The organism is Rathayibacter sp. SD072, assembly GCF_017355185.1.
In the GTDB taxonomy this organism is placed as follows: Bacteria; Actinomycetota; Actinomycetes; order Actinomycetales; family Microbacteriaceae; genus Rathayibacter.
The window spans coordinates 103,928-127,653 of the sequence record NZ_JADILJ010000001.1 but is presented as its reverse complement, the minus strand read 5'-3'; the positions used below and the strand labels follow the sequence as shown (position 1 = coordinate 127,653).

The following is a 23,726-nucleotide window of genomic DNA, read 5'->3' as shown; positions in this document are numbered from 1 at the left end:
CGTGCCGAGAGGCACCCGGAGCCCGGCGGGAGGTCGGTCGTATGGTGACGGAGCGCGGTCTCCAGGTCCTGCGCGTGATCGTGCAGGACTACGTGGCCCACCGCGAGCCCGTGGGCTCGAAGTCGATCGTCGAGCGGCACTCGTTCGGCGTCTCGGCGGCGACGATCCGCAACGAGATGGCGCAGCTCGAGGAGGAGGAGCTGATAGCGGCTCCGCACACCTCCTCGGGGCGCGTTCCCACCGACAAGGGCTACCGCCTCTTCGTCGATCAGCTCACCGACCTGCGCCCGCTCACCGCCGCGCAGCGCCAGGCCATCGAGACCTTCCTCGGCCAGAGCCCCGACCTCGACGAGGTGCTGGTCAAGACCGTGCGGCTGCTCTCGCAGCTCACCAACAGCGTCGCGCTCGTGCAGTACCCGTCGTTCGGAGCCGCCCGCATCCGCCACGTGGAGCTCGTCGCCCTCGCGCCGCGCCGCCTGCTCTCGGTGCTCATCACCGACACCGGCCGGGTCGATCAGCGCGTCCTCGAGACCCCGACCGACGTCGACGCCGAGTTCCTCGGCGAGATCCGCGCCAAGCTCAACACGGCCGTGATCGGCCTCGGGCTCCAGGCCGCCGCCGAGACGCTCCAGGCGGCCGCCGAGCGGTTCACGCCGGAGCGCCGCGACGTGCTCGCGCCGATCCTCCAGACGCTCCTCGAGCAGGTCGGCGCGAATCGGCAGGACCGCCTCGTCATGGCCGGCGCCGCCAACCTCGTCCGCACCGAGGAGGACTTCTCGGGAAGCATCTACCCGGTGCTGGAGGCGATCGAGGAGCAGGTGGAGCTGCTCCGGCTGTTCGCCGAGATGGTGCCGGACCCCCGCGGCATCTCGGTGCGGATCGGCCGCGAGAACGCGCCCTTTGGCCTGCAGGAGACCTCGGTGCTGACGAGCGGCTACAACACCGCCGGCGGCCAGGTCTCGCGCCTGGGCGTCCTCGGACCGATCAGGATGGACTACTCCGGCAACATCGCCGCGGTGCGCGCCGTCGCCCGCTACCTCTCCCGCCTCCTCGGCGAGGACTGACCCCCACTTCCCCGACTCGCCGGTCGCCCCGGCTCCCACCCGGTCCGCCGTACCCGGTGCACCGACCCACGAACGAAGGACGAAGCCACCTGTGGCCGATCACTACGAAGTGCTGGGCGTCGCCCGCGACGCCTCCGCCGACGAGATCAAGAAGGCGTACCGCCGACTCGCCCGCGAGCTGCACCCCGACGTCAATCCGAGCGCCGACGCCTCCGAGCGGTTCAAGCTCGTCACGCACGCCTACGACGTCCTGAGCGACGCCCAGCAGCGCCAGCAGTACGACCGCGGGCCCCAGGAGGGCTTCCCCGGCGGCGGTCAGGGCTTCGGCGGCTTCGGCGACATCTTCGAGACGTTCTTCGGCCAGGGCGCCCAGGGCTCCTCCCGCGGGCCGCGCTCCCGCCGTGAGCGCGGGCAGGACGCGCTCCTGCGCGTCGAGGTCTCGCTCGACGAGGTCATCTTCGGCACGCACCGCGATCTCGAGGTCGACACGGCCGTGCTCTGCGAGACCTGCCAGGGCTCCTGCTGCCAGCCCGGCACCTCGCCGGTCACCTGCGACATCTGCCACGGCTCCGGCCAGATCCAGCGCACCGTCCGCTCGCTCCTGGGCAACGTCATGACGGCGAGCCCCTGCGGCACCTGCCGCGGCTACGGCACCGTCATCGCCACTCCGTGCTCGACCTGCCAGGGCCAGGGCCGCGTCCGCGCGCGCCGCACGATCCCCGTCGACGTCCCCGCGGGCGTCGACACCGGGCTCCGCCTCCAGATGCCGGGCAGCGGCGAGGTCGGCCCCGCCGGCGGACCGAACGGCGATCTCTACCTCGAGATCAAGGTCAAGCACCACGACGTCTTCAGCCGCAACGGCGACGACCTGCTCTGCACCCTCGAGGTGCAGATGACGGATGCGATCCTCGGGTCCACCACGACGCTCGCCGCCCTCGACGGCGACATCGAGATCGAGGTCAAGCCGGGCACCCAGAGCACCGAGATCGTCACGATCAAGGGCCGCGGAGTCACGAAGCTGCGCGGCAACGGCCGCGGAGATCTGCGCGTGGGCATCCAGGTCGTCACCCCGACCAAGCTCGGCCACCGCGAGCGCGAGCTCGTGCAGGAGTTCGCGAAGCACTACAAGCCGCAGAAGCCCGCGCTCACCCACTTCCAGCAGGGCCTCTTCTCGAAGCTCCGCGACCGCTTCCTCGGCTGATCGGCGCACGGCGGTGGCGCACCACTACATCGACGAGTCCCTCGACTCCGGCGACTTCGTCGCGGGCGGGCGTCTCGCCCTGACCGGTGCCGAGGCGCGTCACGCCGCGACGGTGAGCCGGATCCGCGCGGGCGAGACGATCCGGGTGGGCGACGGCCGGGGTCTCGTGGCGATGGCCGTCGTCGAGAGCGCCGAGCCGTCCCGCGTCGCCCTGGTCGTCGAATCGGTGGAGGAGTCGGCCGCTCCGGCGCCGCGCCTCGTGCTCGCCCAGGCGCTCGCGAAGGGCGACCGGGACGAGCTGGCCGTGCAGGCGGCCACCGAGCTCGGGATCGACGAGGTCGTCCCGTGGCAGGCCGCCCGGTCGATCTCGCGCTGGAGCGGACCCAAGGAGGAGAAGGGCCGCGAGCGCTGGCGCAGCATCGTGCGCGAGGCGAGCAAGCAGTCGCTCCGCGCCCGGGTGCCCGAGGTCTCGGCCGTCGCCTCGACGCGCCTGCTCGCCGACCGCGCGGCGACCGAGCGCGTCCTCGTGCTCGAGCCGTCCGCCGAGGTCCGTCTCTCCTCCCTCGAGCCCGACGGCCGCGACATCGTCCTGGTGGTCGGCCCGGAGGGCGGTGTCGCTCCGGAGGAGCTGGCGCTGCTCGCGGCGGCGGGCGCCGAGGCCGTCGCGTTGGGCGACACCGTGCTCCGCACCTCGACCGCTGGCCCGGCGGCCATCGCCGTGCTCTCGGCCCGTCTGGGCCGCTGGTAGCCGCGACGCGCGCCCTGGGCGAACGGGGCCCCCTCGCCGGCTCCCCGGCGTTTAAGATGGACCCATGAGCGAACCCACCGTCTTCACGCGCATCGTCCGGGGCGAGATCCCCGCCGACGTGGTGTTCGAGAACGAGCGGGTTCTCGCCATCACCGACATCGCGCCGAAAGCGCCGGTCCACCTGCTGGTCTTCCCCAAGACGCAGGAGTACGCGACCGTCGCCGAGCTCGGCGCCGCCGACCCGGCCCTGCTCGCCGAGATCGTCCAGGTCGCGCAGACCCTGGCCGACGCCCACTGCGGCGGGCAGTTCCGCCTCGTCTTCAACTCGGGCGAAGCGGCCGGGCAGACCGTGTTCCACGTCCACGCCCACGTGATGGGCGGACACCTGACGGAAGGCTCCCTTGCCACCGGTTGACCACGCGGGCGACAGCCCCGAAGCACCGACCCCCGCCGAGTCGACCCCGACCGGCACGACCCCCGGCACGACGCGACGCGTCATCGCCGTCGACGGAGTCGCCATGGTGCGCCTCCTCGGACCCCAGGACCGCCTCATCAAGGCGGTCGAGACACGATTCCCCGACGTCCAGGTGCACGTGCGCGGCAACGAGGTGACGCTCGAGGGCGAGCCCTCTCCCGTCTCCGCGGCGGCGCGCCTGGTGGAAGAACTGGTGACCATGACCGCAGGCGGCCACGACCTCGACCCCGAAGGGGTCCGCGAGTCCGCTCGCATCCTCCAGAACGGCGGATCCGTCAGCCCGGCGGAGGCATTCGGGCAGGCGATCCTGACGGCGCGCGGCAAGAGCATCCGCCCCAAGACCCTCGGTCAGCGCGAGTACGTCGACGCCGTCGATCACAGCACGATCGTGTTCGGCATCGGCCCGGCCGGAACCGGCAAGACCTACCTGGCGATGGCGAAGGCCGTGCAGGCGCTGCAGCGCAAGGAGGTCGAGCGGATCATCCTGACCCGTCCGGCCGTCGAGGCGGGGGAGCGGCTGGGATACCTGCCGGGCTCCCTCACCGACAAGATCGACCCCTACCTCCGTCCGCTCTACGACGCGCTCAACGAGATGATGGATCCGGAGATCGTCCCCAAGCTGCTCGCCGCGGGCACCATCGAGGTCGCTCCGCTCGCGTACATGCGCGGGCGCACCCTCAACAACTCGTTCGTCGTGCTCGACGAGGCGCAGAACACCACGCCGGAGCAGATGAAGATGTTCCTCACCCGGCTCGGCTTCGGCTCCAAGATGGTCATCACCGGTGACATCACGCAGGTCGACCTGCCGACCGGGGCCAGCGGCCTCCGGCTCGTCACCCGGGTGCTCGACGGCATCGACGACATCCACTTCTCGAGGCTGACCAGCGAGGACGTGGTGCGCCACAGCCTCGTGGGCCGGATCGTGGACGCCTACACCGAGTACGACCAGCAGAAGCAGGCGCAGCACTACGAGCGCGAGCAGGCCCGCGAGTTCGCGAACCGCGCCGAGCGGCGCGCCGGCTCCCCGCGCGCCTCCGGCGATGCGCAGCCCAAGCGCCCGCGCGGCTGAACCGCCGACCCGATCATCCCGACGAAGAGGAACACCGCCCCCGTGAGCATCGAGATCAACAACGAGTCGAGCGTCCCCGTCGACGAGGCGGCGCTGCTGCGCCTCGCCGGCTACGCGCTCGACACGATGCACGTGCACCCCGACGCCGAGCTGGCGATCGTGCTCGTCGACGAGGGCGCGATGGAGCAGCTGCACGTGCAGTGGATGGACGAGCCGGGCCCGACCGACGTGCTCAGCTTCCCGATGGACGAGCTGCGACCCGGCACCGAGGACGAGCAGACCCCGGCCGGTCTGCTCGGCGACATCGTGCTCTGCCCGCAGGTCGCTCAGACGCAGGCCGAGGCCGCGGGCCACTCGGTCCTCGACGAGCTCCTGCTGCTGACGGCCCACGGGCTCCTGCACCTGCTCGGCTTCGATCACGCGGAGCCCGACGAGGAGCGCGAGATGTTCGGCATCCAGCGCGACATCCTCGTCGGCTTCCACATCAGCGAGCGACGCCGCTAGGCCTCGCCGTGCTCACCCTCCAGCTCCTCATCGCCGCCCTCGTCCTCGTCGCGGTCGGCGGATGGTTCGCCGCGACCGACGCGGCCCTCGGCGTGCTCTCGCGCAGCGACGTGCTCGAGATGGCGAACCACTCGCGCAGCGCTCGCGCCCTGCGCGCCATCGCCGGCGACATGAGCGCGCACGTGAACGTCGTCAACTTCTCCCGGATCGCCGCCGAGACGACGGCCGCGGTCTTCGTCACGACGGTCCTCGTGGTCGTCGTCGACCAGCTCTGGCTCGCGCTGCTGCTGGCGATCCTGATCATGGCCGCCGTCTCCTTCGTGCTCGTCGGCTCGAGCCCCCGCAGCGTCGGCCGGGCGCACGCGCGCGCCGTGCTGGGCACGAGCGCCTCCCTGATCCACGTGCTGCGCGTGGCCCTCGGGCCCGTGGCGCACGGCCTCGTCGCTCTCGGCAACCGGGTGACCCCCGGCACCGGCCGCTCCGCCGGCTTCTCCTCCGAGGAGCAGCTGCTGAGCATGGTGGACGAGGCCACGGAGCAGGACGTCCTCGAGCAGGACGACCGCGAGCTCATCCACTCGATCTTCGAGTTCAACGACACCCTCGTGCGCGAGGTGATGGTCCCGCGCACCGACATGGTGACGATCGAGGCGACGGCGTCGATCGGAGCGGGCATGGGACTCCTGCTCAGCCGCGGCATCTCGCGGCTCCCCGTCATCGGCGAGGGCGTGGACGACGTCCTCGGCGTGCTCTACCTCCGCGACGTCGCCCGCCACACCTACGAGCGGCCCGACGACGACGACGTCGTCGCCGACCTCGCTCGACCGGCGCTCTTCGTGCCGGAGTCGAAGATGGCGGACGAGCTGCTTCGCCAGATGCAGCTGGAGTCGAACCACCTCGCCATGGTGGTCGACGAGTACGGCGGCATCGCCGGCCTCGTGACCCTCGAGGACCTCATCGAGGAGCTCGTCGGCGACATCTCGGACGAGTACGACCGCGAGGTCGATCTCTTCGAGGAGATCGAGCCCGGCGTCTACCGGGTCTCGGCGCGGCTCCCGGTCGACGAGCTCGGCGAGCTGTTCGAGATCGATCTCGAGGACGACGACGTCGACTCGGTCGGCGGACTGCTCACCAAGGCCTACGGCCGCCTCCCGGATCGCGGTGCCAGCGCCCGGATCGACGGCGTGATCCTCGAGGCCGAGCAGGCGGACGCGCGCCGCGGCACCATCTCGACCGTGCTGGTCCGCCGCGATCACGACTACGACCCGAGCGGCGAGACCGGCGACGGTTCCGCTCCGATCGGGGGCGACGACGGCGAGGCCGACGCCGATGAGGGCCCGACCGGGGATACTCGGAGCCGGGACGCACGCGCCCGGGACCCGCGCGCCGCTCCGACCCGGACGGCCCCGTCGCGGGCGTCGCAGACCCGAGCGGCGAACGCCCGGGCCGCGAAGGACCGCGAGACGCGGAGCCGAGCAGCCGACGGCCGATCAGCGGGCGCCCCCGCCGACGACAGACAGAACGAGGACGCACGATGACCGACTCCAGCCCGCCCACGACGCCCTTCCGCGCGGGATTCGTGTCGTTCGTCGGCCGCCCCAACGTCGGCAAGTCGACCCTGACGAACGCCCTGGTCGGCGAGAAGATCGCCATCACGAGCTCCAAGCCGCAGACCACGCGCCGCGCGATCCGCGGCATCGTCCACCGGCCCGACGGCCAGCTCATCGTCGTCGACACCCCGGGCATCCACCGCCCGCGCACGCTCCTCGGCGAGCGCCTGAACTCGCTCGTCACCTCGACGCTGGGCGATGTGGACGTCATCGGGATGCTCTTCCCCGCCGACGAGCCGATCGGCCCCGGCGACCGCTTCATCAACGAGCAGCTCGACGCGTTCCCGCGTGCCCGCAAGGTCGCGATCGTGTCGAAGGTCGACCTCTCCTCGAAGAAGTCGGTCGCCAAGCAGCTGCTCGCCGTCTCCGAGCTCCGCGAGTGGGACACGATCGTGCCGATCTCGGCGGTCACCGACGAGCAGCTCGACGTGCTCGCCGTGGAGCTGCTCCGTCTGATGCCGGTGTCGCCCGCCCTCTACCCCGAGGAGGCCGTGACCGACGAGGACCTCGGCTCGCGCATCGCGGAGTTCATCCGCGAAGCCGCTCTCGAGGGCGTCTCGGACGAGCTGCCGCACTCCCTCGCCGTGACCCTCGACGACATGGCCGAGCGCGAGGACGGCTCCTTCATCGACATCTACGCCAACGTCTTCGTCGAGCGCGACAGCCAGAAGGGCATCATCATCGGCAAGGGCGGGCAGCGCCTGCGCGAGGTCGGCGCGGTCTCGCGCGAGCAGATCGAGCGCCTGCTGGGACGCCGGGTGTTCCTCTCGATCCGGGTGAAGGTCGCCAAGGAATGGCAGCGCGACCCGAAGCTGCTGGGGCGCCTGGGCTTCTGATCCGCTCGGCGCACGTCGATCAGCCGTCGGGACGACGACTCCGCGGCGCTCGACGTCTAGCGTGAGAGGCATGCGCGTGCTCCTGGACCGACCGGCGACGCTCCCGATCGCCGGCGCCCTGCTCGCCGTCGCGCACCTGCTGGCGCTCGCGAGCGGCGTGTCGAGCGCCTCGCCGTCCGCGGGCCTGCTCCTCGGGCTCGCCCTCGCGCTGGCGGGCCTGCTCCCGGCGCTCGCCCCCACCCTGGCCGCCGCGGGGATCCTCCTCGGCGGAGCGGTGCCGGTCGTCGGCCTGCCGCTGGACGGCGTCGTCGTCGGAGCGGTCGTGCTCTGGTCGACGGCGCGCCGACTCGGGCCGTGGACCCGATCGCTCGCGCTGGTCGGCGCCCTCCTGCTCTGCGGGCTCGGCGGCGTCGTCCTGTCGGCGTCGCTCCGCCCGTCGCTCGACTCGCCCGAACCGCCCCCGAGCATCCGCTTCCTCGTCCTGGTCGCGGTCGCGGTCCTCGTCGCCGCCGTCCTGGCGGCGATCGCGGTGCTGTCCTTCGTCCGCGGGCTGCGGAACCCGGTCGGTCCGGAGGATCGGATCGAGCGCCTCCTCGAGCGCGTCGCCGGACCGCAGGACGCGTTCGCGGCCGGATCGGCCGGTGCCCAGGCGCTCGTGCTGCTCGTGATCTCGGTCGTGCCGTACTCCGTGGGCGAGGACTCGCTGCACCCCTTCGTCGCCGGAGTGCTGGCCGTCGCGCTGGTGCTGCACCGCCGCTCGCCCGGGCTCGCGCTCGGCATCGCTTGGATCGGCGCCGCCCTGCAGATGGGCGTCCGGCTGGAGCCCGCTCCGTCCGACCTGGCGATCCTCGTCGTGCTCTTCGGGGCCGGCGCCGCCGACTCGAAGCGGGTGCGCACGGCGGGTGCGGTGTCGGCGGTCGTCGGCACGGTCGTCGCGGTGGCGTACCTCTCGATCGCCTTCGGCCTGGCCCAGGACTCGCCGAGCAGTCTGATCACCGTCGGCGCATCCTCCGGCGGCATCCTCGCCACGCTCGGCCTGTCCTGGACCATCGGCCTCCTCTCCCGCGCGGCCCGCCGCGCCCGCGTGGGCCAGTCCGAGCGCGACGAGGCCGAGCGCGAGCGCGCGCGAGCCCAGCGCGAGCTCGACACCGTCGAGGAGCGCAACCGCATCGCCCGCGACATGCACGACGTCGTCGCGCACTCGCTCGCGGTCGTGATCGCCCAGGCCGACGGTGCCCGCTACCTCGGCTCCGCCAGTCCCGAGCAGACCGACGCGGCCCTCCTGACGATCTCGGGCGTGGCGCGGGACGCCCTCGGCGACGTGCGACAGCTCCTCGCGCAGCTGCGCCACAGTCAGATGGACGGCCCGCAGCCCGAGGCGCGCGATCTGCCCGCGCTGCTCGAGAGCGTCAGCGGCACGGGCGCTCCCGTCCGCTCCGAACTGGGTCTCGACCTCGAGTCCGTCCCGCGGGCCACCGGACTGGCGCTCTACCGGATCGCGCAGGAGGCGACGACCAACGCCCTCCGCCACGGCCGGCCCGGCGCGCCCCTCGACATCGCGCTGCGCCGCGAGGGCGGCGATGTCGTGCTGACGGTGCGCAATTCCCGGTGCGAGGACGCGCTCGACACTCCGGGGGAGGGCCACGGCCTGATCGGCATGCGCGAGCGCGCGGTCCTCGCGGGCGGCACGCTGCTCGCCGGTCCCGACGGCGACCACTTCGTGGTCGACGCCCGGCTCCCCGCTCCACCCGTGCCCCCGCGCACCTCGCCCGTCACCCTCGTCCCGCCGCTCGCCTCCGGAGGCATCCCGTCATGACCGACCCCATCCGCATCGTCCTCGTCGACGACCAGGCGCTGTTCCGCGCCGGCATCCGCATGCTGCTCAGCTCGCAGCCCGACCTCGAGGTGGTCGGCGAGGCGTCCGACGGCGCCGAGGGCGCGGAGGTCGTCGCCCGGGTCGCACCGGACGTCGTGCTGATGGACATCCGGATGCCCGGTGTCGACGGCATCGAGTCGACGCGGCGGATCCTCGCCCGCGCCGCCGAGACGGGGACGCCCGCCCCGCGCATCCTCGTGCTGACGACCTTCGACCTGGACGAGGCCGCGGCCCGGGCGATCCGCGCCGGGGCGAGCGGCTTCCTCCTCAAGGACACCGAGCCCGGTTTCCTCCTCGCCTCGGTGCGGACGGTCCACGCGGGCACGGCCGTGGTCGCGGCCTCCGCCACGCGCGAGCTCTTCGAGCACTTCGGCGCGCCGGGCAGCGGTCGGGAGACCCCCGTCGCGTTCTCGACGCTCACCGACCGCGAGCGCGAGATCTTCCACCACGCGGCGCGAGGACTGAGCAACACCGAGATCGCGACCGCCGAGTTCCTCAGCGAGGCGACCGTCAAGACCCACATCAGCCGCACGCTGGGCAAGCTGGGCCTGCGCGACCGCGTCCAGCTGGTCGTCTACGCGTACGAGAACGGCCTCGTCGCCTGAGCGCGCCCGGGTGACCTGGGCGCGGGGGCAGTGCTAGCCTGGCCCCGTGCGCTTCGGTCTGCTCCTTCTTAGCTGCCGCGACGAGTCCTAACCCCCAGGCCTCCCTCGTCGCGGAGTCCGTCGACGCCTGATCGCAGTTCCCTCCGCGAGGTCGCATCCGATTCCCGGATCCCCGCGAGACCGACACGGGCGCGCATCCGCGCCAGGAGACCCTCATGAAGAACACGCAGAAGCCCTCGACCATGCCGATCCACAAGTACCGGCCGTACCACGAGCAGATCACGGTCGATCTGCCCGACCGCACGTGGCCGACCAAGCGCATCACGACCGCGCCGCGCTGGTGCGCCGTCGACCTCCGCGACGGCAACCAGGCGCTGATCGACCCGATGAGCCCCGAGCGCAAGCGGATCATGTTCGATCTGCTGGTCTCGATGGGCTACAAGGAGATCGAGGTCGGCTTCCCGAGCGCGAGCCAGACCGACTTCGACTTCGTCCGCAGCCTCATCGAGGAGGGAGCGATCCCCGAGGACGTCACCATCCAGGTGCTGACGCAGGCGCGGGACCACCTGATCGAGCGCACGTACGAGTCGATCCGGGGCGCCCGGCAGGCGATCGTGCACCTGTACAACTCCACCAGCGTGCTGCAGCGCGAGGTCGTGTTCCGCAAGGACCGCCAGGGGATCATCGACATCGCCCTGGCCGGTGCCCGCAAGTGCCGCGAGATGGAGGAGTCGGTCCCCGGCACCACCGTCTACTACGAGTACTCGCCCGAGAGCTACACGGGCACCGAGCTCGAGTTCGCCCGCGAGATCTGCGACCGCGTGGTCGAGGTCTTCGAGCCGACCCCGGACCGCAAGGTGATCCTCAACCTGCCCGCGACCGTCGAGATGGCCACGCCGAACGTCTACGCCGACTCGATCGAGTGGATGAGCCGCAACCTGGCGCAGCGCGAGAACATCATCCTGTCGCTGCACCCCCACAACGACCGCGGCACGGCCGTCGCCGCCGCCGAGCTGGGCTACCTGGCCGGCGCCGACCGCATTGAGGGCTGCCTCTTCGGCAACGGCGAGCGCACCGGCAACGTCGACCTCGTCGCGCTGGGCGTCAACCTGTTCACGCAGGGCATCGACCCGCAGATCGACTTCGGCGACATGGACGGCATCAAGCGCACCGCCGAGTACTGCAACCAGCTCGCCGTGCCCGAGCGCAGCCCCTGGGCGGGCGACCTCGTCTTCACCGCGTTCAGCGGTTCGCACCAGGACGCGATCAAGAAGGGCTTCGAGGCCATGGAGGCCGAGGCCGAGCGCACCGGTCGCGGCGTCGACGAGCTCACCTGGGCCGTTCCCTACCTGCCGGTCGACCCGAAGGACCTGGGGCGCTCCTACGAGGCGGTCATCCGCGTCAACTCGCAGTCGGGCAAGGGCGGAGTCGCGTACCTGCTGAAGACCGACCACGCGCTGGACCTCCCGCGCCGCCTCCAGATCGAGTTCTCGGGCGTCGTGCAGGCCAAGACCGACGCCGAGGGCGGCGAGGTCACGAGCGAGCAGATCTGGACGATCTTCCAGGACGAGTACCTGCCCGCTCCCGCGCACCGCGCCGACGAGAAGTGGGGCCGGTTCGAGCTGACCCGCACCAGCACGTCGAGCGACCTGGGCGGCACCATCGCCCTGAACGCGGTGCTGCGCGTCGGCGACGAGATCATCGAGGCGAACGCCTCGGGCAACGGCCCGGTCAACGCCTTCGAGTCCGTGCTGAGCCAGCACGGCGTCGAGGTGCGGGTGCTGGACTACGTCGAGCACGCTCTCAGCGCCGGCGGCGACGCGCTGGCCGCCTCGTACGTCGAGTGCTCGGTCAACGGCCGCACCCTGTGGGGCGTGGGCGTCGACGCCGACATCTCGACCGCCTCGCTGAAGGCGATCGTCTCGGCCGTGAACCGCGCCCTGCGCGAGGAGGCTCCCGACCGCGAGCTGGCGTCCGCCTCCGTGTGACGCGCCGTCCTCCGGCCCCGCCGAGGGAACCCCGCACCGTCCAGGGAGCCTGCACCAGCGGGTTCCCTGGGCGGGTCGGGGTTCCCTCGGTGCGGGGGACGGGGCTAGGCGCGGCGGCGCCAGCGGAGGCGCGGCACGCCGCTGAGGGCGCGCTGCTCGGGCAGGCTCCAGCCGTAGCGCACGGCGAGCAGACGGATCAGCGTGGTGACGCCCACGGCGAGCGGCGCGGCGAAGTCGATGAGCATCCCGAAGCGCAGGCCGGTGACGAGGACGGCCGTGCCCGCGGTCGCGGCGACGGCGTAGAGCGAGCCGACGTGCATCAGCGCGATCGGCCGGTTCAGCAGGATGTCGCGGATGACCGAGCCGCCCACCGCCGACACCGTGCCGACGAAGACGGCCGGCACCTCCGGGACTCCGAGCGCCAGCGCCTTCGTGGTGCCGATCGCGCCGAAGAGGCCCAGGGTCAGGGCGTCGAGGGCGGTGATCGTGCCGTCGGCCCGGTTGAGCACATGCTGGAGCAGCATCCCGACGAGCGAGGCCGTCACCGCGACGATCAGGTACGCGTTGGTGTGCAGGGCCACGAGCGGCGTCTGCAGCAGCAGATCGCGCAGCACACCGCCTCCCAGGCCCGTGGCCGTGCCGATGATCGTCACGCCGAGCAGATCGATGCGGCGGTCGCGGAACTCGCCCGCGAACATCGCGCCCTGGAGGCAGCCGATGGCGATCGCCAGGAGGTCGGCCCAGGCGGGGATCACGAAGAGGGTGTCGGCCACCGGCCCATCGTTCCACGGGGGGAGACCGGCCCGTCGGCCCGGCGGCCGGGAGGTTGTCGGTGGCGGGGAGGATAATCGAGGGCATGCCCACCTATCGTGACGAAGCCGTGGTGCTCCGCACGCACAAGCTGGGCGAGGCCGACCGCATCGTGACCCTGCTCTCCCGCGGGCACGGCAAGATCCGCGCCGTCGCCAAGGGCGTCCGCAAGACCGGTTCCAAGTTCGGCTCGCGGCTCGAGCCGTTCATGGTCGCCGACCTGCAGCTCTACGAGGGCCGCAGCCTCGACATCGTCACGCAGGCCGAGTCGATCGGCGCGTACGGCGCTCTCATCGCGGCCGACTACGACTGCTACACCGCGGCGAACGCGATGGTCGAGACGGCCGACCGGCTGACCGACTCCGACGCGTCCCTCCAGCAGTACCTGCTCCTCGTCGGCGCCCTGCGCTCGCTCTCGCGCCGCGAGCACGAGGCGGTGCTCACCCTCGACTCCTACCTCCTGCGCGCACTGTCGATCGCGGGATGGGCGCCGAGCTTCGAGGACTGCGCCCGGTGCGGCGCGCCCGGCCCGCACGGCGCCGTCGTCGTGCAGATGGGCGGCGTGGTCTGCCAGGACTGCACCCCGCCCGGTGCTCCGCGCGTCGCCCCGGAGGTCGTCGTCCTTCTCGGAGCGCTCCTCACCGGAGACTGGGCGCACGCCGAGACGACCGAGCCCTCGACGCGGTCGCGGGCGAGCGGAGTCGTCGCCGCCTACACGCAGTTCCACCTCGAACGCGGACTGAGATCACTGGAGCACGTCACCCGATGAAGCCCTTCACGCACAAGGACGCCGAGCCCTACCGCGAGCTCGACTGGACCGGCGTCCATCCGCCCGAGATCCCCCGGAAGGCCGTGCCGGGTCACGTCGCGATCGTGATGGACGGGAACGGCCGCTGGGCGAACGGCCGCGGACTCACGCGCGTCGAGGGGCACAAGCGCGGCGAGGCGGCGCTGCTCGACGTGGTGGCGGGAGCGATCCAGATCGGCGTCAAGCACCTCAGCGTCTACGCGTTCTCGACCGAGAACTGGAAGCGCTCGCCCGAGGAGGTGCGCTTCCTGATGGGCTTCAACCGCGACGTCCTGCACCGCCGCCGCGACCAGCTCAACGAGTGGGGCGTGCGCATCCGCTGGGCCGGTCGCAAGCCCCGGCTCTGGGCCTCGGTCATCAACGAGCTCCAGTTCGCCGAGAAGCTGACCGAGGGCAACGACGTCCTCACGCTCACGATGTGCGTGAACTACGGCGGGCGCACCGAGATCGCGGACGCCGTGCAGCGTCTCGCGGGCGAGGTCGCGGCGGGCAGGCTGAAGCCGTCCGGCATCACCGAGAAGACCATCGCGAAGGCGCTCTACGTGCCCGAGATGCCCGACGTCGACCTCTTCGTCCGCTCCTCCGGCGAGCAGCGGACGAGCAACTTCCTGCTCTGGCAGAGCGCCTACGCCGAGATGGTGTTCCTCGACCGGCTCTGGCCGGACTTCTCGCGCACGGATCTCTGGGAGGCGATCGAGCACTACTCCGGACGCTCCCGCCGATTCGGCGGTGCCGTCGACGTGCCGGGGGCGTCGAGGTGATCCGTGTCGGCGTCGTCGGCTACGGACTGGCCGGCAGCGTCTTCCACGCGCCGTTCCTGGCGGCCGATCCGGCCTTCGGGATCGTCGCGATCGCGACGTCGAACGCCGAGCGCGCGGCGTCGGCGGCCGCCTCTCATCCGGGTGCGCGCATCGTGCCCGACCTCGAGGCGGTGCTCGAGGAGCGTCCGGAGCTCGTGGTGCTCGCCTCCCCGCCGTCGGTGCACCGCGAGCAGGCCGTGGCCGTGCTCGAGGCGGGCGTCGCCGTGGTCGTCGACAAGCCGTTCGCGCCGAGCGTCGCCGACGCCGAGGCGATCATCGCGGCGTCCGAGGCGAGCAGAGCGCCGGTGCTCGTCTTCCAGAACCGCCGCTGGGACGCCGACCTCCTGACTCTGCAGCGGCTCCTCGGCGAGGGTGCGCTCGGCGACGTCCTCCGCTTCGAGTCGACCTTCGAGCGCTGGAGTGCTCCGAAGACCGGCCGCTGGCAGGGCGAGATCGGCCCCGAGCAGGGCGGCGGGATCCTGTTCGATCTCGGCAGCCACCTCGTCGACCAGGCGCTGGTCCTGTTCGGGCCGGCCGTGGTCACCGCGGCTGAGACGCGCATCGTGCACCCGGGCGGTGCGAGCGAGGACGACGCGTTCCTCTCGCTGCTGCACGAGAGCGGCGTGCGCTCGCACCTCGCGATGAGCCGCGTCGCCCGCGCCTCCGGTCCGCGGTTCCGCGTGCTCGGCACGACGGCGGCCTTCTCGGTCGACGGCCTGGATCCGCAGGAGAACGCGCTGCGTCACGCGGGCGCCCGCCCCGACGACGCGGACTTCGGCGAGGTCCCGCGCCGAGCGTGGGGGCTGCTGACCGACGACGCCGGATCGCGCGCAGTGCCGAGCGAACGGGGGCGCTACTCCTCCTTCTACGACGGAGTCGCCCGCACCCTGCTCGAGGGAGCGCCGCCGCCCGTCGATGTGCGCGAGGCGCTGGCGGTCGTCGCCGTGATCGAGCAGGCGCACCGCCTCGCCGCCCGCTGAGCGCCGACGCGCCCGGCGAGGGTGCGGTCTTGGCGATCGGGCGGGGGAGGGGGATCCTCGAAGGGTGAGTACTCCGGGACCGTCCATGACCGCTCTGCGCGAGCGGTTCTCCGGGGCGCGCGGCTATCACAACGCCTGCACCCTCGGCCTGCCGCCGCGCGAGAGCGTCGAGGCGCTGCGGGTCGACCTCGACCGCTGGTCGGCGGGGGAGAGCACTGCGGCCGGCTACGGAGTGGTCGCCGAGAGCGCCCGCTCCTCGTTCGCGGGACTCGTCGGCGTGCCGGTGGATCGTGTGGCGATCGGCTCGCAGACATCGGTGATGGCGTCGGTCCTCGCGGGATCGCTGCCCGACGGCGCCCGGGTGCTGTGCGTAGACGGCGACTTCTCCTCCATCGTCTTCCCGTTCCTCGCGCAGGCGCACCGGGGGATCGAGGTCCGCTCGGTGCCGCTGGAGGCGCTGGCCGACTCCGTCGAGCCGGCGGACGACCTCGTCGTGTTCTCGGCCGTGCAGTCGAGCAGCGGCGCGATCGCCGACCTCGACTCCGTGATCGAGGCGGCGGCCCGGTGCGGTGCCCGCACGGCGTGCGACCTGACGCAGGCGGCGGGGGTGCTGCCCGTCGACGCCTCCCGCTTCGACGCGACCCTGACCCACGCCTACAAGTGGCTGTGCTCGCCCCGCGGAGTGGCGTTCCTGACCGTCTCGCCCGAGTACGCGGCCGAGCTCGTCCCGCTGCAGGCCGGCTGGTACTCCGGAGAGGACGTCTGGTCCTCCTGCTACGGACCCGCCATGCATCTCGCCGAGAACGCGCGCCGCTTCGACGTCTCGCCCGCGTGGCAGGCCTTCGTCGGAGCCGAGGCGTCCCTCGCGCTCCTCGGGTCGCTGGACGCCGACGAGGTCTGGCGGCACGCCTCCGGGCTCGGCGATCTGCTCTGCGAGCGGCTCGACCGCGACCCGCAGCACCGAGCGCTCGTCTCGTGGCCCGACGAGGACGGCGCCGATCTCGCCCGCCTGCTGGAGGCGGGCATCCGCGTGTCGGGGCGCGGCGGTCGGCTGCGGGTGGCCTTCCACGTCTGGAACGACGAGTCCGACGTGGACGAGCTGGTCCGGCTGCTGAGGGAATAGCAGTGCCGCGGCGCGGTTGTCCTCCACGTGACTGACGCGCAGCCCCCCATCACCGTCGACATCTGGTCGGACATCGCCTGCCCCTGGTGCTACATCGGCAAGCGGAAGTTCGAGCGCGGGCTGGAGGCGTTCCGCCTCGCCCACCCGGAGGCCCCCGAGGTGTCGCTCGAGTACCGCAGCTTCGAGCTGTCGCCCGACACCCCCGAGGACTACCGCGGCGGGGAGGCGGCGTTCCTGGCCGAGCACAAGGGCATCCCCGAGGCGCAGGCCCAGCAGATGCTGGACGACGTCACCGCGATCGCGGCGAGCGTCGGCCTCGACTACCACTTCGAGACGGTCCGGCACGTCAAGACCGTCACCGCGCACCAGGCCCTGCACCACGCCAAGACCGAGGGGCTCCAGCTCGAGCTGAAGGAGCGCCTGCTGCGCGCCTATTTCGTCGAGGGGCACGACCTCGCGGATCCCGCCGTGATCGCGTCGCTCGCCGCGGAGGTCGGCCTGGACGAGACCGGCACCGCGCAGGCTCTCGCCGAGCAGCGCCACCTCGCCGACGTGCAGTCCGACATCGCCCAGGCACGCGAGTACGGGATCAACGGCGTGCCCTTCTTCGTGCTCGACGGGCGCTTCGGCGTCTCGGGAGCGCAGGAGCCGCAGGCGTTCACCGAGGTGCTCGAGCACGTCCTCGCCGAGCGGGTGAGCGCCGCGTGAGCGGATTCGAGATGCTCGGCGCGGCGGACGTGCCGGTGTGCGAGGACGGCGTCTGCGCCGTCCCCGCCGTCGTCGCTCCGGTCAGCGCGGAGGCTCCTCGACGCTGATGTCGGCCACGGTCGCGCCGTAGGCCGCGATCAGCGCGTCCGCGTCGACGAACGCGCTGCGCCCGCCGGTGCCCGCGCCCATCGCGATCCGCTGCCCGCGGATCCGCTCGTCGGCGAAGACCGGCCACGCGGTGGTGGAGCCGATCGGGGTGATGGTGCCGCGACGGTAGCCGGTGGCCTCGAAGGCCGCCGTCTCGTCGGGGAGGCGCAGCTTGTTCACTCCGACGACGGCGCGGAGCTTCGGCCACGAGATCTGCCGGCCGCCCGGGATCAGCGCGAACAGCAGGGCGCCGTCGTGGCGCTTCACGACGAGCGATTTCACGATCGTGGCGGGGTCGATGCCCAGCAGCCGCGCCGCCTCCGCGAGGCTGCCCGCCTCCGGTCGGTCGACGACCTCCACGTCCAGGCCGCGCGCTCGCGCATCCTCCTCGAACCGGGCCGGTCCGTCCTCCACAGCGTCGATCGTGCTCATCGTCCGGGTCTCCTCTGCTCGTCCCGCCTTCCCCAACACAGGATCTGGGAGAATCATTACCGATGTCCTCCACTCTTCTGGCCCCACCGCCCGCGCGACCCGCGCCGGCGCTGCGCATCGGCCCCCTCGAACTCGACGCGCCGGTCGTCCTCGCTCCCATGGCGGGGATCACCAACACCGCGTTCCGCCGCCTGTGCCGCGAGTTCGGCGCGGGCCTCTACGTGAGCGAGATGATCACCTCCCGCGCGCTCGTCGAGCGCACGCCGGAGTCGATGCGGCTCATCCGCCACCACCCGAGCGAGTCCGTCCGCTCGATCCAGCTCTACGGAGTCGATCCGAAGACGGTCGCCGAGGCCGTCACCATGCTCGTCGCGGAGGACCGCGCCGATCACATCGACCTCAACTTCGGCTGCCCCGTCGCCAAGGTGACCCGCAAGGGCGGGGGAGCGGCGCTGCCGTGGAAGCTGCCCCTGTTCCGCCAGATCGTCGAGGGAGCGGTGAAGGCGGCGGGCGACGTCCCGCTCACCGTCAAGATGCGCAAGGGCATCGACGCCGACCACCTGACCTACCTCGAGGCCGCCCGCGCGGCGGAGGGCGCCGGAGTCGCGTCGATCGCCCTGCACGCGCGCACCGCATCCGAGTTCTACAGCGGTCACGCCGACTGGTCGGCGATCGCGACGCTCAAAGAGGCGATCACGAGCGTGCCCGTGCTCGGCAACGGCGACATCTGGTCGGCCGAGGACGCGCTGCGGATGATGGCCGAGACCGGCTGCGACGGCGTCGTCGTCGGTCGCGGCTGCCTCGGCCGCCCGTGGCTGTTCGGCGATCTCGCCGCGGCCTTCGCCGGGTCCGACGAGCGCTTCCGCCCGACGCTCGGGCAGGTGGCCGCCGCGTTCCGGCGCCACGCCGAGCTCATCTGCGAGTTCTTCGAGAGCGAGGAGCGCGGCTGCCGCGACATCCGCAAGCACGTCGCCTGGTACTTCAAGGGCTACCCCGTCGGCGGCGAGCTGCGCGCGCGCATGGCGTCCGCCGAGACGCTCGCCGAGCTCGACGAGCTGCTCGCGCAGCTCGACCCCGAGGTGCCGTACCCGGGCGAGGCCGCCGAGGGGCAGCGCGGTCGCGCCGGATCCCCGAAGGTCCCGTCGCTGCCCGACCGCTGGCTCGAGTCGCGCGAGCTCGACGCCGGTCAGCGCGCCGACGTGTCCGCCGCCGAAGTCCACCACAGCGGTGGATGACCGCGCGCTCTGGGGGTACTCGCTCGTCGATGTCGAGCGGTTCCTGCCGGAGGACCACTCCACCCGCCGCTCCGACTTCGCCCGCGACCGGGCGCGGCTCTTCCACTCCAGCGCGCTGCGCCGCCTCGCGGCCAAGACGCAGGTCCTGAGCCCCACGGCCGGAGTCGACTTCGCCCGCAACCGCCTCACGCACTCGCTCGAGGTGGCCCAGATCGGCCGGGAGCTCGCCACGAGCCTCGACCTCGACCCCGACGTCGTCGACACCGCCTGCCTCGCCCACGACATCGGGCACCCGCCCTTCGGGCACAACGGCGAGCGCGCCCTCAACGCCTGGACCGACGGCATCGGCGGCTTCGAGGGCAACGCGCAGACGTTCCGCCTGCTCACCCGCCTCGAGCCCAAGGTCTTCGGCGACGACGCGCGGCCGTACGGACTCAACCTGACCCGCGCGAGCCTCGACGCGAGCTGCAAGTACCCCTGGCCCGACACCCGCTCCGTCGCCGACCCGTCCGGGCGGGCCAAGTTCGGCTTCTACGCCGACGACGCGCCGGCCTTCACCTGGATGCGGGAGGGCGCGCCCGAGGGCGTGCGCTGCATCGAGGCGGAGGTCATGGACCTCTCGGACGACATCGCCTACTCGGTCCACGACTTCGAGGACGCCGTCGTCTCGGGCTACATCGACGTCGAAGCGCTCGGCTCCCGGAGCGACCACGACGACCTCGTCGCCTCGATGCACGCCTGGGTGGGCGGCGAGATCGAGCACTCCGAGCTCGTCGCGGCCTTCGACCGTCTCGACTCGCTCGACGTCTGGCTCGACTCCTGGGACGGCTCCCGCCGCGACCAGGCGCGCCTGAAGAACCTCACCAGCCAGCTCATCGGCCGCTTCGCCGCCGCCGCCACCGAGGCGACCCGCGAGGCGTACTCGCACCCCGACCTCGTCCGCTTCGGCGGTCACGTCGTCGTCCCGCGCGAGCAGCAGGCCGAGATCGCCGTGCTCAAGGGCATCGTCGCCACCTTCGTCATGTCGCGGAACACCCGCCAGCCGATCTACGCGCAGCAGCGCGAAGTCCTCACCCGCCTCGCCGACACCCTCCTCGAGCGCGGAGAAGGCGCCCTCGAGCCCGGCTTCGCCGAGGACTGGCGCGCGAGCGACTCCGACGACTCCCGCCGCCGCGTCGTCGTCGACCAGGTCGCCAACCTCACCGACCAGAGCGCCCTGGCGTGGTTCGAGAGGCTGTGCCCATGACGGGGCCGGTCCCCGCCCGGCCCCGCGCGGTCGGCTGTGCTCATGAGGAGCCGGTCCCTGCCCGGCTCCTCGCCGTCGGCCGTCGCGGTCGGTCGCGTTCCGAGGAGCGGGTCGCGTCCGCCTAGGGCGATCCGCTGGCACGCGGATCGCCCGTTCGGCTGTGCCGATACGGGGCCGGTCCCTGCCCGGCTCCGCGCGGTCGGCTTTCGCGGATGGTCGCGTTCCGAGGAGCGGGTCGCGTCCGCCTAGGGTGATCCGCTGGCACGCGGATCGCCCGTTCGGCTGTGCCGATACGGGGCCGGTCCCTGCCCGGCTCCGCGCGGTCGGCTTTCGTGGATGGGCGCGTTCCGCAGAGCGGGGTGCGTCCGCCTAGGGTGATCCGCTGGCACGCGGATCGCCCGTTCGGCTGTGCCGATACGGGGCCGGTCCCTGCCCGGCTCCGCGCGGTCGGCTTTCGTGGATGGTCGCGTTCCGCAGAGCGGGGTGCGTCCGCCTAGGGTGATCCGCTGGCACGCGGATCGCCCGTTCGGCTGTGCCGATACGGGGCCGGTCCCTGCCGGGCCCCGCGCGGTCGGCTTTCGTGGATGGGCGCGTTCCGAGGAGCGGGTCGCGTCCGCCTAGGGTGATCCGCTGGCACGCGGATCGCCCGTTCGGCTGTGCCGGTACGGGGCCGGTCCCTGCCGGGCCCCGCGCGGTCGGCTTTCGTGGATGGGCGCGTTCTGCAGAGCGGGGTGCGTCCGCCTAGGGTGATCCGCTGGCACGCGGATCACCCGTTCGGCTCGGAGAGGGTCGGCGGGTCGTCCGCTCGCCTCTTCGTGATCGAGTAGGGCGCGGAGCGGCCGTATCGGGATCCGCGTCGTCCGGTGGCGGTCTCGATACGCCCCTGCGGGGCTACTCGACCAGCAGAGGAAAGCGAGAGCGTCTCCGGAGCGGCAGCGCGATACGCAACGTCTGCTGACAAGGGGGTCTAGAGCCTGTCAGCGGTTGAACCCCCTCCTCAGCTCATGTTGTGCAGCACAACCCGACCGCAGCGCCCGAGAGCGCGCCGCCGCGGCCCCATCCGAGCGGAACAGGTGATCCGCGTGCCAGCGGATCGCCGTAGGCGGACGGGATCCGCTCTGCGGGACCCTCTCCATCGAGAAGTCGACTGCGCGGTGCCGGGCAGGGACCGGCGTCGACGAGAGCACTTCCGCGTGCCAGCGGATCGCCGTAGGCGGACGGGACCCGCTCTGCGGGACCAGCTCCATCGAGAAGCCGACTGCGCGGCGCCGGGCAGGGACCGGCGTCGACGAGAGCACCTCCGCGTTCCAGCGGATCGCCGGAGGCGGACGGAACCCGCTCCACGGGACTCCGCACGTCGAGAAGCCGACCGCGGGGAGCCGGGCAGGGACCGGCTCCGGATGAGTACTGCCGACTGCGCGACGTCGGGCGGGGACCGGCGCCGACGACGGCACAGCCGAACAGGTGATCCGCGTGTCAGCGGATCGCCGTAGGCGGACGGAGGACGCTCCACGGAACCCGCACCATCGAAAAGCCGACCGCGAGTCGCCGGGCAGGGACCGGCGACTACGATGGACACCGTGCCAGGACGGATTCGACAGCAGGATGTCGAGGAGGTCAAAGCCCGCGTCAACATCGGCGACATCGTCGGCGAGTACGTCACCCTGAAGTCGGCGGGTGTCGGCTCGCTGAAGGGCCTCTGCCCCTTCCACGACGAGCGCAGTCCCAGCTTCCACGTGCGTCCGCAGGCCGGCTTCTACCACTGCTTCGGCTGCCAGGAGTCGGGCGACGTCTACAGCTTCATCATGAAGATGGACCACACGTCGTTCAGCGAGACGGTCGAGCGGCTCGCCGCCCGCGTCGGCATCGTCCTGCAGTACGAGGAGGGCGGCGGTCAGGCCCCCGAGACGGGCGGTCGCGTGCGCCTGCTCGAGGCGAACAGGGCGGCGGAGGAGTTCTTCCGCGAGCAGCTCGCCACTCCGGGAGCCGACGTCGGGCGCCGCTTCCTCGGTGAGCGCGGCTTCGACCGCGCCGCGGCCGATCGCTTCGGCGTCGGCTTCGCGCCCGACGGCTGGGACGGTCTGACGACCGCCCTCAAGCACCGCGGCTTCTCCGAGACCGAGCTCACCGCCGCCGGCCTCGTCAGCAGCAGCAACCGCGGCGGCGTCTACGACCGGTTCCGCGGTCGGGTCGTCTGGCCCATCCGGGACGTGACCGGTCAGACCGTCGGCTTCGGCGCCCGCCGCCTCCTCGAGGAGGACAAGGGGCCGAAGTACCTCAACACCCCCGAGACGCCCGTCTACCACAAGTCCCAGGTCCTCTACGGGCTCGATCTCGCCAAGCGCGACATCTCGCGGGGCCACCGCGTCGTCGTCGTCGAGGGCTACACCGATGTGATGGCCTGCCATCTCGCGGGCGTGACCACCGCGGTCGCCACCTGCGGCACGTCCTTCGGCGTCGACCACATCAAGGTGCTCCGCCGGGTGCTGGGGGACGACAGCGGAGTCGGCGAGGTCGTCTTCACGTTCGACCCCGACGCGGCCGGCCAGAAAGCGGCGATGCGCGCGTTCCAGGAGGAGCACCGCTTCGCCGCGCAGACGTTCGTCGCGGTCGCTCCCGAGGGGCTCGACCCCTGCGACCTACGGCTGAACCGCGGCGACGACGCCGTGCGACGGCTCATCGACGACAAGAAGCCGATGTTCGAGTTCGTGATCCGCCAGCTGCTCGCGCGGTACGACCTCGAGACGGTCGAGGGGCGGATCGCCGCCCTGCGCGCCGCGGCCCCGGTCGTCGCCGAGATCCGCGACCCCGCGCTGCGGCCCGGGTACTCCCGTGAGCTGGCGCGGATGCTCGGCCTCGACATGTCGGAGGTCAACTCGGCCGTCCGCTCGGCCGGCTCCCGCCCCCGCTCCTCCGGATCCCGGGACGAGCGACGCGAGCCCGAGAGCGCGGCGCCCGAGGCGCCCGCCGGCGCGCGCCTCGCCGACCTCCCGGTCGACGTCGTCACGCGCATCGAGCGCGAAGCGCTGATGGCGATGCTCCAGCTCCCGCAGGCCATGGGCACCGAGCTGCTCGCGCGCGCCGCTCACGCCGCCGTGACGAACGAGACCCTGCGCGTCGTCCGCGACGCCGTCGTCGCCAACCTCGAGCGGGCGGAGGACCGCGACTGGGTCGAGCACGTCGCGAACGACGTCCCCGGCCCGTTCGCCTCGCTCGTCCGCCAGCTCGCCGTGGCGCCGATCCCCGCGGCTGACGAGGCGAAGCTCGCCCGGTACGCGCGCGACGTCGCCGTCTCGCTGATCGAGCGCGATCTTCTGCGCGAGATCGCCGAGCTGCGCGGTGCCCTGCAGCGTGCCTCCGCCGATCCCGTGATGTCCCGAGCCGTGCAGGTGCGCCTCGTCGAGCTCGAGCGCGAGAAGCGCGCCCTGCGGAGCGAGTGATCGCCGCCCGCGGCGCGGCCGTCA

The 23,726-nt window shown here is 72.3% G+C and carries 21 protein-coding genes; 19 read left to right on the top strand and 2 right to left on the bottom strand.

What is annotated here, in order from left to right:
* The first annotated feature begins 41 nt into the window (after nt 1–41).
* From hrcA to leuA, 11 genes are all read left to right on the top strand, one after another.
* Nucleotides 42–1,064 carry a heat-inducible transcriptional repressor HrcA gene (hrcA, locus tag IOC53_RS00630; protein ID WP_207402456.1) on the top strand — a complete coding sequence of 341 codons (1,023 nt, stop codon included), beginning with the start codon at nt 42–44 and terminating at the stop codon, nt 1,062–1,064.
* Nucleotides 1,065–1,155: 91 nt separating this feature from the next.
* The gene (gene dnaJ / locus IOC53_RS00625; RefSeq protein WP_207402455.1) at nt 1,156–2,265 is read left to right on the top strand and encodes a molecular chaperone DnaJ; all 1,110 of its coding nucleotides are present in this window, start codon (nt 1,156–1,158) and stop codon (nt 2,263–2,265) included.
* A gap of 13 nt (nt 2,266–2,278) precedes the next feature.
* On the top strand, nt 2,279–3,013 hold the full coding sequence (locus IOC53_RS00620) for a 16S rRNA (uracil(1498)-N(3))-methyltransferase (protein ID WP_207402454.1): 735 nt from the start codon (nt 2,279–2,281) through the stop codon (nt 3,011–3,013).
* A gap of 64 nt (nt 3,014–3,077) precedes the next feature.
* Nucleotides 3,078–3,428, top strand: a complete 351-nt coding sequence (locus IOC53_RS00615) for an HIT domain-containing protein (protein WP_207402453.1) — start codon at nt 3,078–3,080, stop codon at nt 3,426–3,428.
* Between the two features lie 103 nt (nt 3,429–3,531).
* A complete protein-coding gene (locus IOC53_RS00610; RefSeq protein ID WP_207402540.1) occupies nt 3,532–4,557 on the top strand; it encodes a PhoH family protein in 1,026 nt (341 codons plus the stop codon).
* A 42-nt stretch (nt 4,558–4,599) separates the two neighbouring features.
* Complete coding sequence (ybeY, locus tag IOC53_RS00605) at nt 4,600–5,061, top strand: rRNA maturation RNase YbeY (RefSeq protein WP_207402452.1); 462 nt, start codon at nt 4,600–4,602, stop codon at nt 5,059–5,061.
* A gap of 8 nt (nt 5,062–5,069) precedes the next feature.
* Nucleotides 5,070–6,596 carry a hemolysin family protein gene (locus IOC53_RS19345; protein WP_307786001.1) on the top strand — a complete coding sequence of 509 codons (1,527 nt, stop codon included), beginning with the start codon at nt 5,070–5,072 and terminating at the stop codon, nt 6,594–6,596.
* Entirely contained in the window at nt 6,593–7,504 is a 912-nt protein-coding gene (gene era, locus IOC53_RS00595; protein WP_207402451.1) for a GTPase Era, read from the top strand. The genes IOC53_RS19345 and era overlap by 4 nt, the downstream gene beginning before the upstream one ends.
* Before the next feature lie 70 nt (nt 7,505–7,574).
* Nucleotides 7,575–9,320 carry a histidine kinase gene (locus tag IOC53_RS00590; RefSeq protein WP_207402450.1) on the top strand — a complete coding sequence of 582 codons (1,746 nt, stop codon included), beginning with the start codon at nt 7,575–7,577 and terminating at the stop codon, nt 9,318–9,320.
* Complete coding sequence (locus tag IOC53_RS00585) at nt 9,317–9,985, top strand: response regulator transcription factor (RefSeq protein ID WP_207402449.1); 669 nt, start codon at nt 9,317–9,319, stop codon at nt 9,983–9,985. Before IOC53_RS00590 ends, IOC53_RS00585 begins: the two co-directional genes overlap by 4 nt.
* Nucleotides 9,986–10,200: 215 nt before the next feature.
* Nucleotides 10,201–11,973 (top strand): 2-isopropylmalate synthase, encoded by a 1,773-nt coding sequence (leuA, locus tag IOC53_RS00580; protein WP_207402448.1) that lies wholly within the window; start codon nt 10,201–10,203, stop codon nt 11,971–11,973.
* 104 nt (nt 11,974–12,077) lie between these two features.
* Here the strand turns inward: leuA and IOC53_RS00575 are convergent, their stop codons facing one another.
* Entirely contained in the window at nt 12,078–12,746 is a 669-nt protein-coding gene (locus IOC53_RS00575; protein WP_207402447.1) for a trimeric intracellular cation channel family protein, read from the bottom strand.
* An 83-nt stretch (nt 12,747–12,829) separates the two neighbouring features.
* Between IOC53_RS00575 and recO the strand changes: the two genes are divergently transcribed.
* The 5 genes from recO (at nt 12,830) to IOC53_RS00550 (ending at nt 17,202) form a co-directional block, all read left to right on the top strand.
* Nucleotides 12,830–13,552, top strand: a complete 723-nt coding sequence (gene recO / locus IOC53_RS00570; RefSeq protein WP_207402446.1) for a DNA repair protein RecO — start codon at nt 12,830–12,832, stop codon at nt 13,550–13,552.
* Nucleotides 13,549–14,352 (top strand): isoprenyl transferase, encoded by an 804-nt coding sequence (locus IOC53_RS00565; protein WP_207402445.1) that lies wholly within the window; start codon nt 13,549–13,551, stop codon nt 14,350–14,352. Before recO ends, IOC53_RS00565 begins: the two co-directional genes overlap by 4 nt.
* A complete protein-coding gene (locus IOC53_RS00560; protein ID WP_207402444.1) occupies nt 14,349–15,371 on the top strand; it encodes a Gfo/Idh/MocA family oxidoreductase in 1,023 nt (340 codons plus the stop codon). Before IOC53_RS00565 ends, IOC53_RS00560 begins: the two co-directional genes overlap by 4 nt.
* A gap of 85 nt (nt 15,372–15,456) precedes the next feature.
* Nucleotides 15,457–16,494: an aminotransferase class V-fold PLP-dependent enzyme gene (locus IOC53_RS00555; RefSeq protein ID WP_207402443.1), complete on the top strand. Its 1,038-nt coding sequence runs from the start codon at nt 15,457–15,459 to the stop codon at nt 16,492–16,494.
* 27 nt (nt 16,495–16,521) lie between these two features.
* A complete protein-coding gene (locus tag IOC53_RS00550) occupies nt 16,522–17,202 on the top strand; it encodes a DsbA family protein (RefSeq protein ID WP_207402442.1) in 681 nt (226 codons plus the stop codon).
* A gap of 81 nt (nt 17,203–17,283) precedes the next feature.
* Here IOC53_RS00550 and IOC53_RS00545 read toward each other — a convergent pair whose 3' ends face one another.
* Nucleotides 17,284–17,781, bottom strand: coding sequence for an aminoacyl-tRNA deacylase (locus IOC53_RS00545; protein ID WP_207402441.1), 498 nt, complete (start codon nt 17,779–17,781; stop codon nt 17,284–17,286).
* Between the two features lie 62 nt (nt 17,782–17,843).
* Between IOC53_RS00545 and dusB the strand changes: the two genes are divergently transcribed.
* The 3 genes from dusB (at nt 17,844) to dnaG (ending at nt 23,702) form a co-directional block, all read left to right on the top strand.
* Nucleotides 17,844–19,016 (top strand): tRNA dihydrouridine synthase DusB, encoded by a 1,173-nt coding sequence (dusB, locus tag IOC53_RS00540; protein ID WP_207402440.1) that lies wholly within the window; start codon nt 17,844–17,846, stop codon nt 19,014–19,016.
* A complete protein-coding gene (locus IOC53_RS00535; RefSeq protein WP_207402439.1) occupies nt 19,009–20,262 on the top strand; it encodes a deoxyguanosinetriphosphate triphosphohydrolase in 1,254 nt (417 codons plus the stop codon). The genes dusB and IOC53_RS00535 overlap by 8 nt, the downstream gene beginning before the upstream one ends.
* Before the next feature lie 1,571 nt (nt 20,263–21,833).
* Nucleotides 21,834–23,702, top strand: a complete 1,869-nt coding sequence (gene dnaG / locus IOC53_RS00530; protein ID WP_207402438.1) for a DNA primase — start codon at nt 21,834–21,836, stop codon at nt 23,700–23,702.
* Nucleotides 23,703–23,726 lie beyond the last annotated feature (24 nt).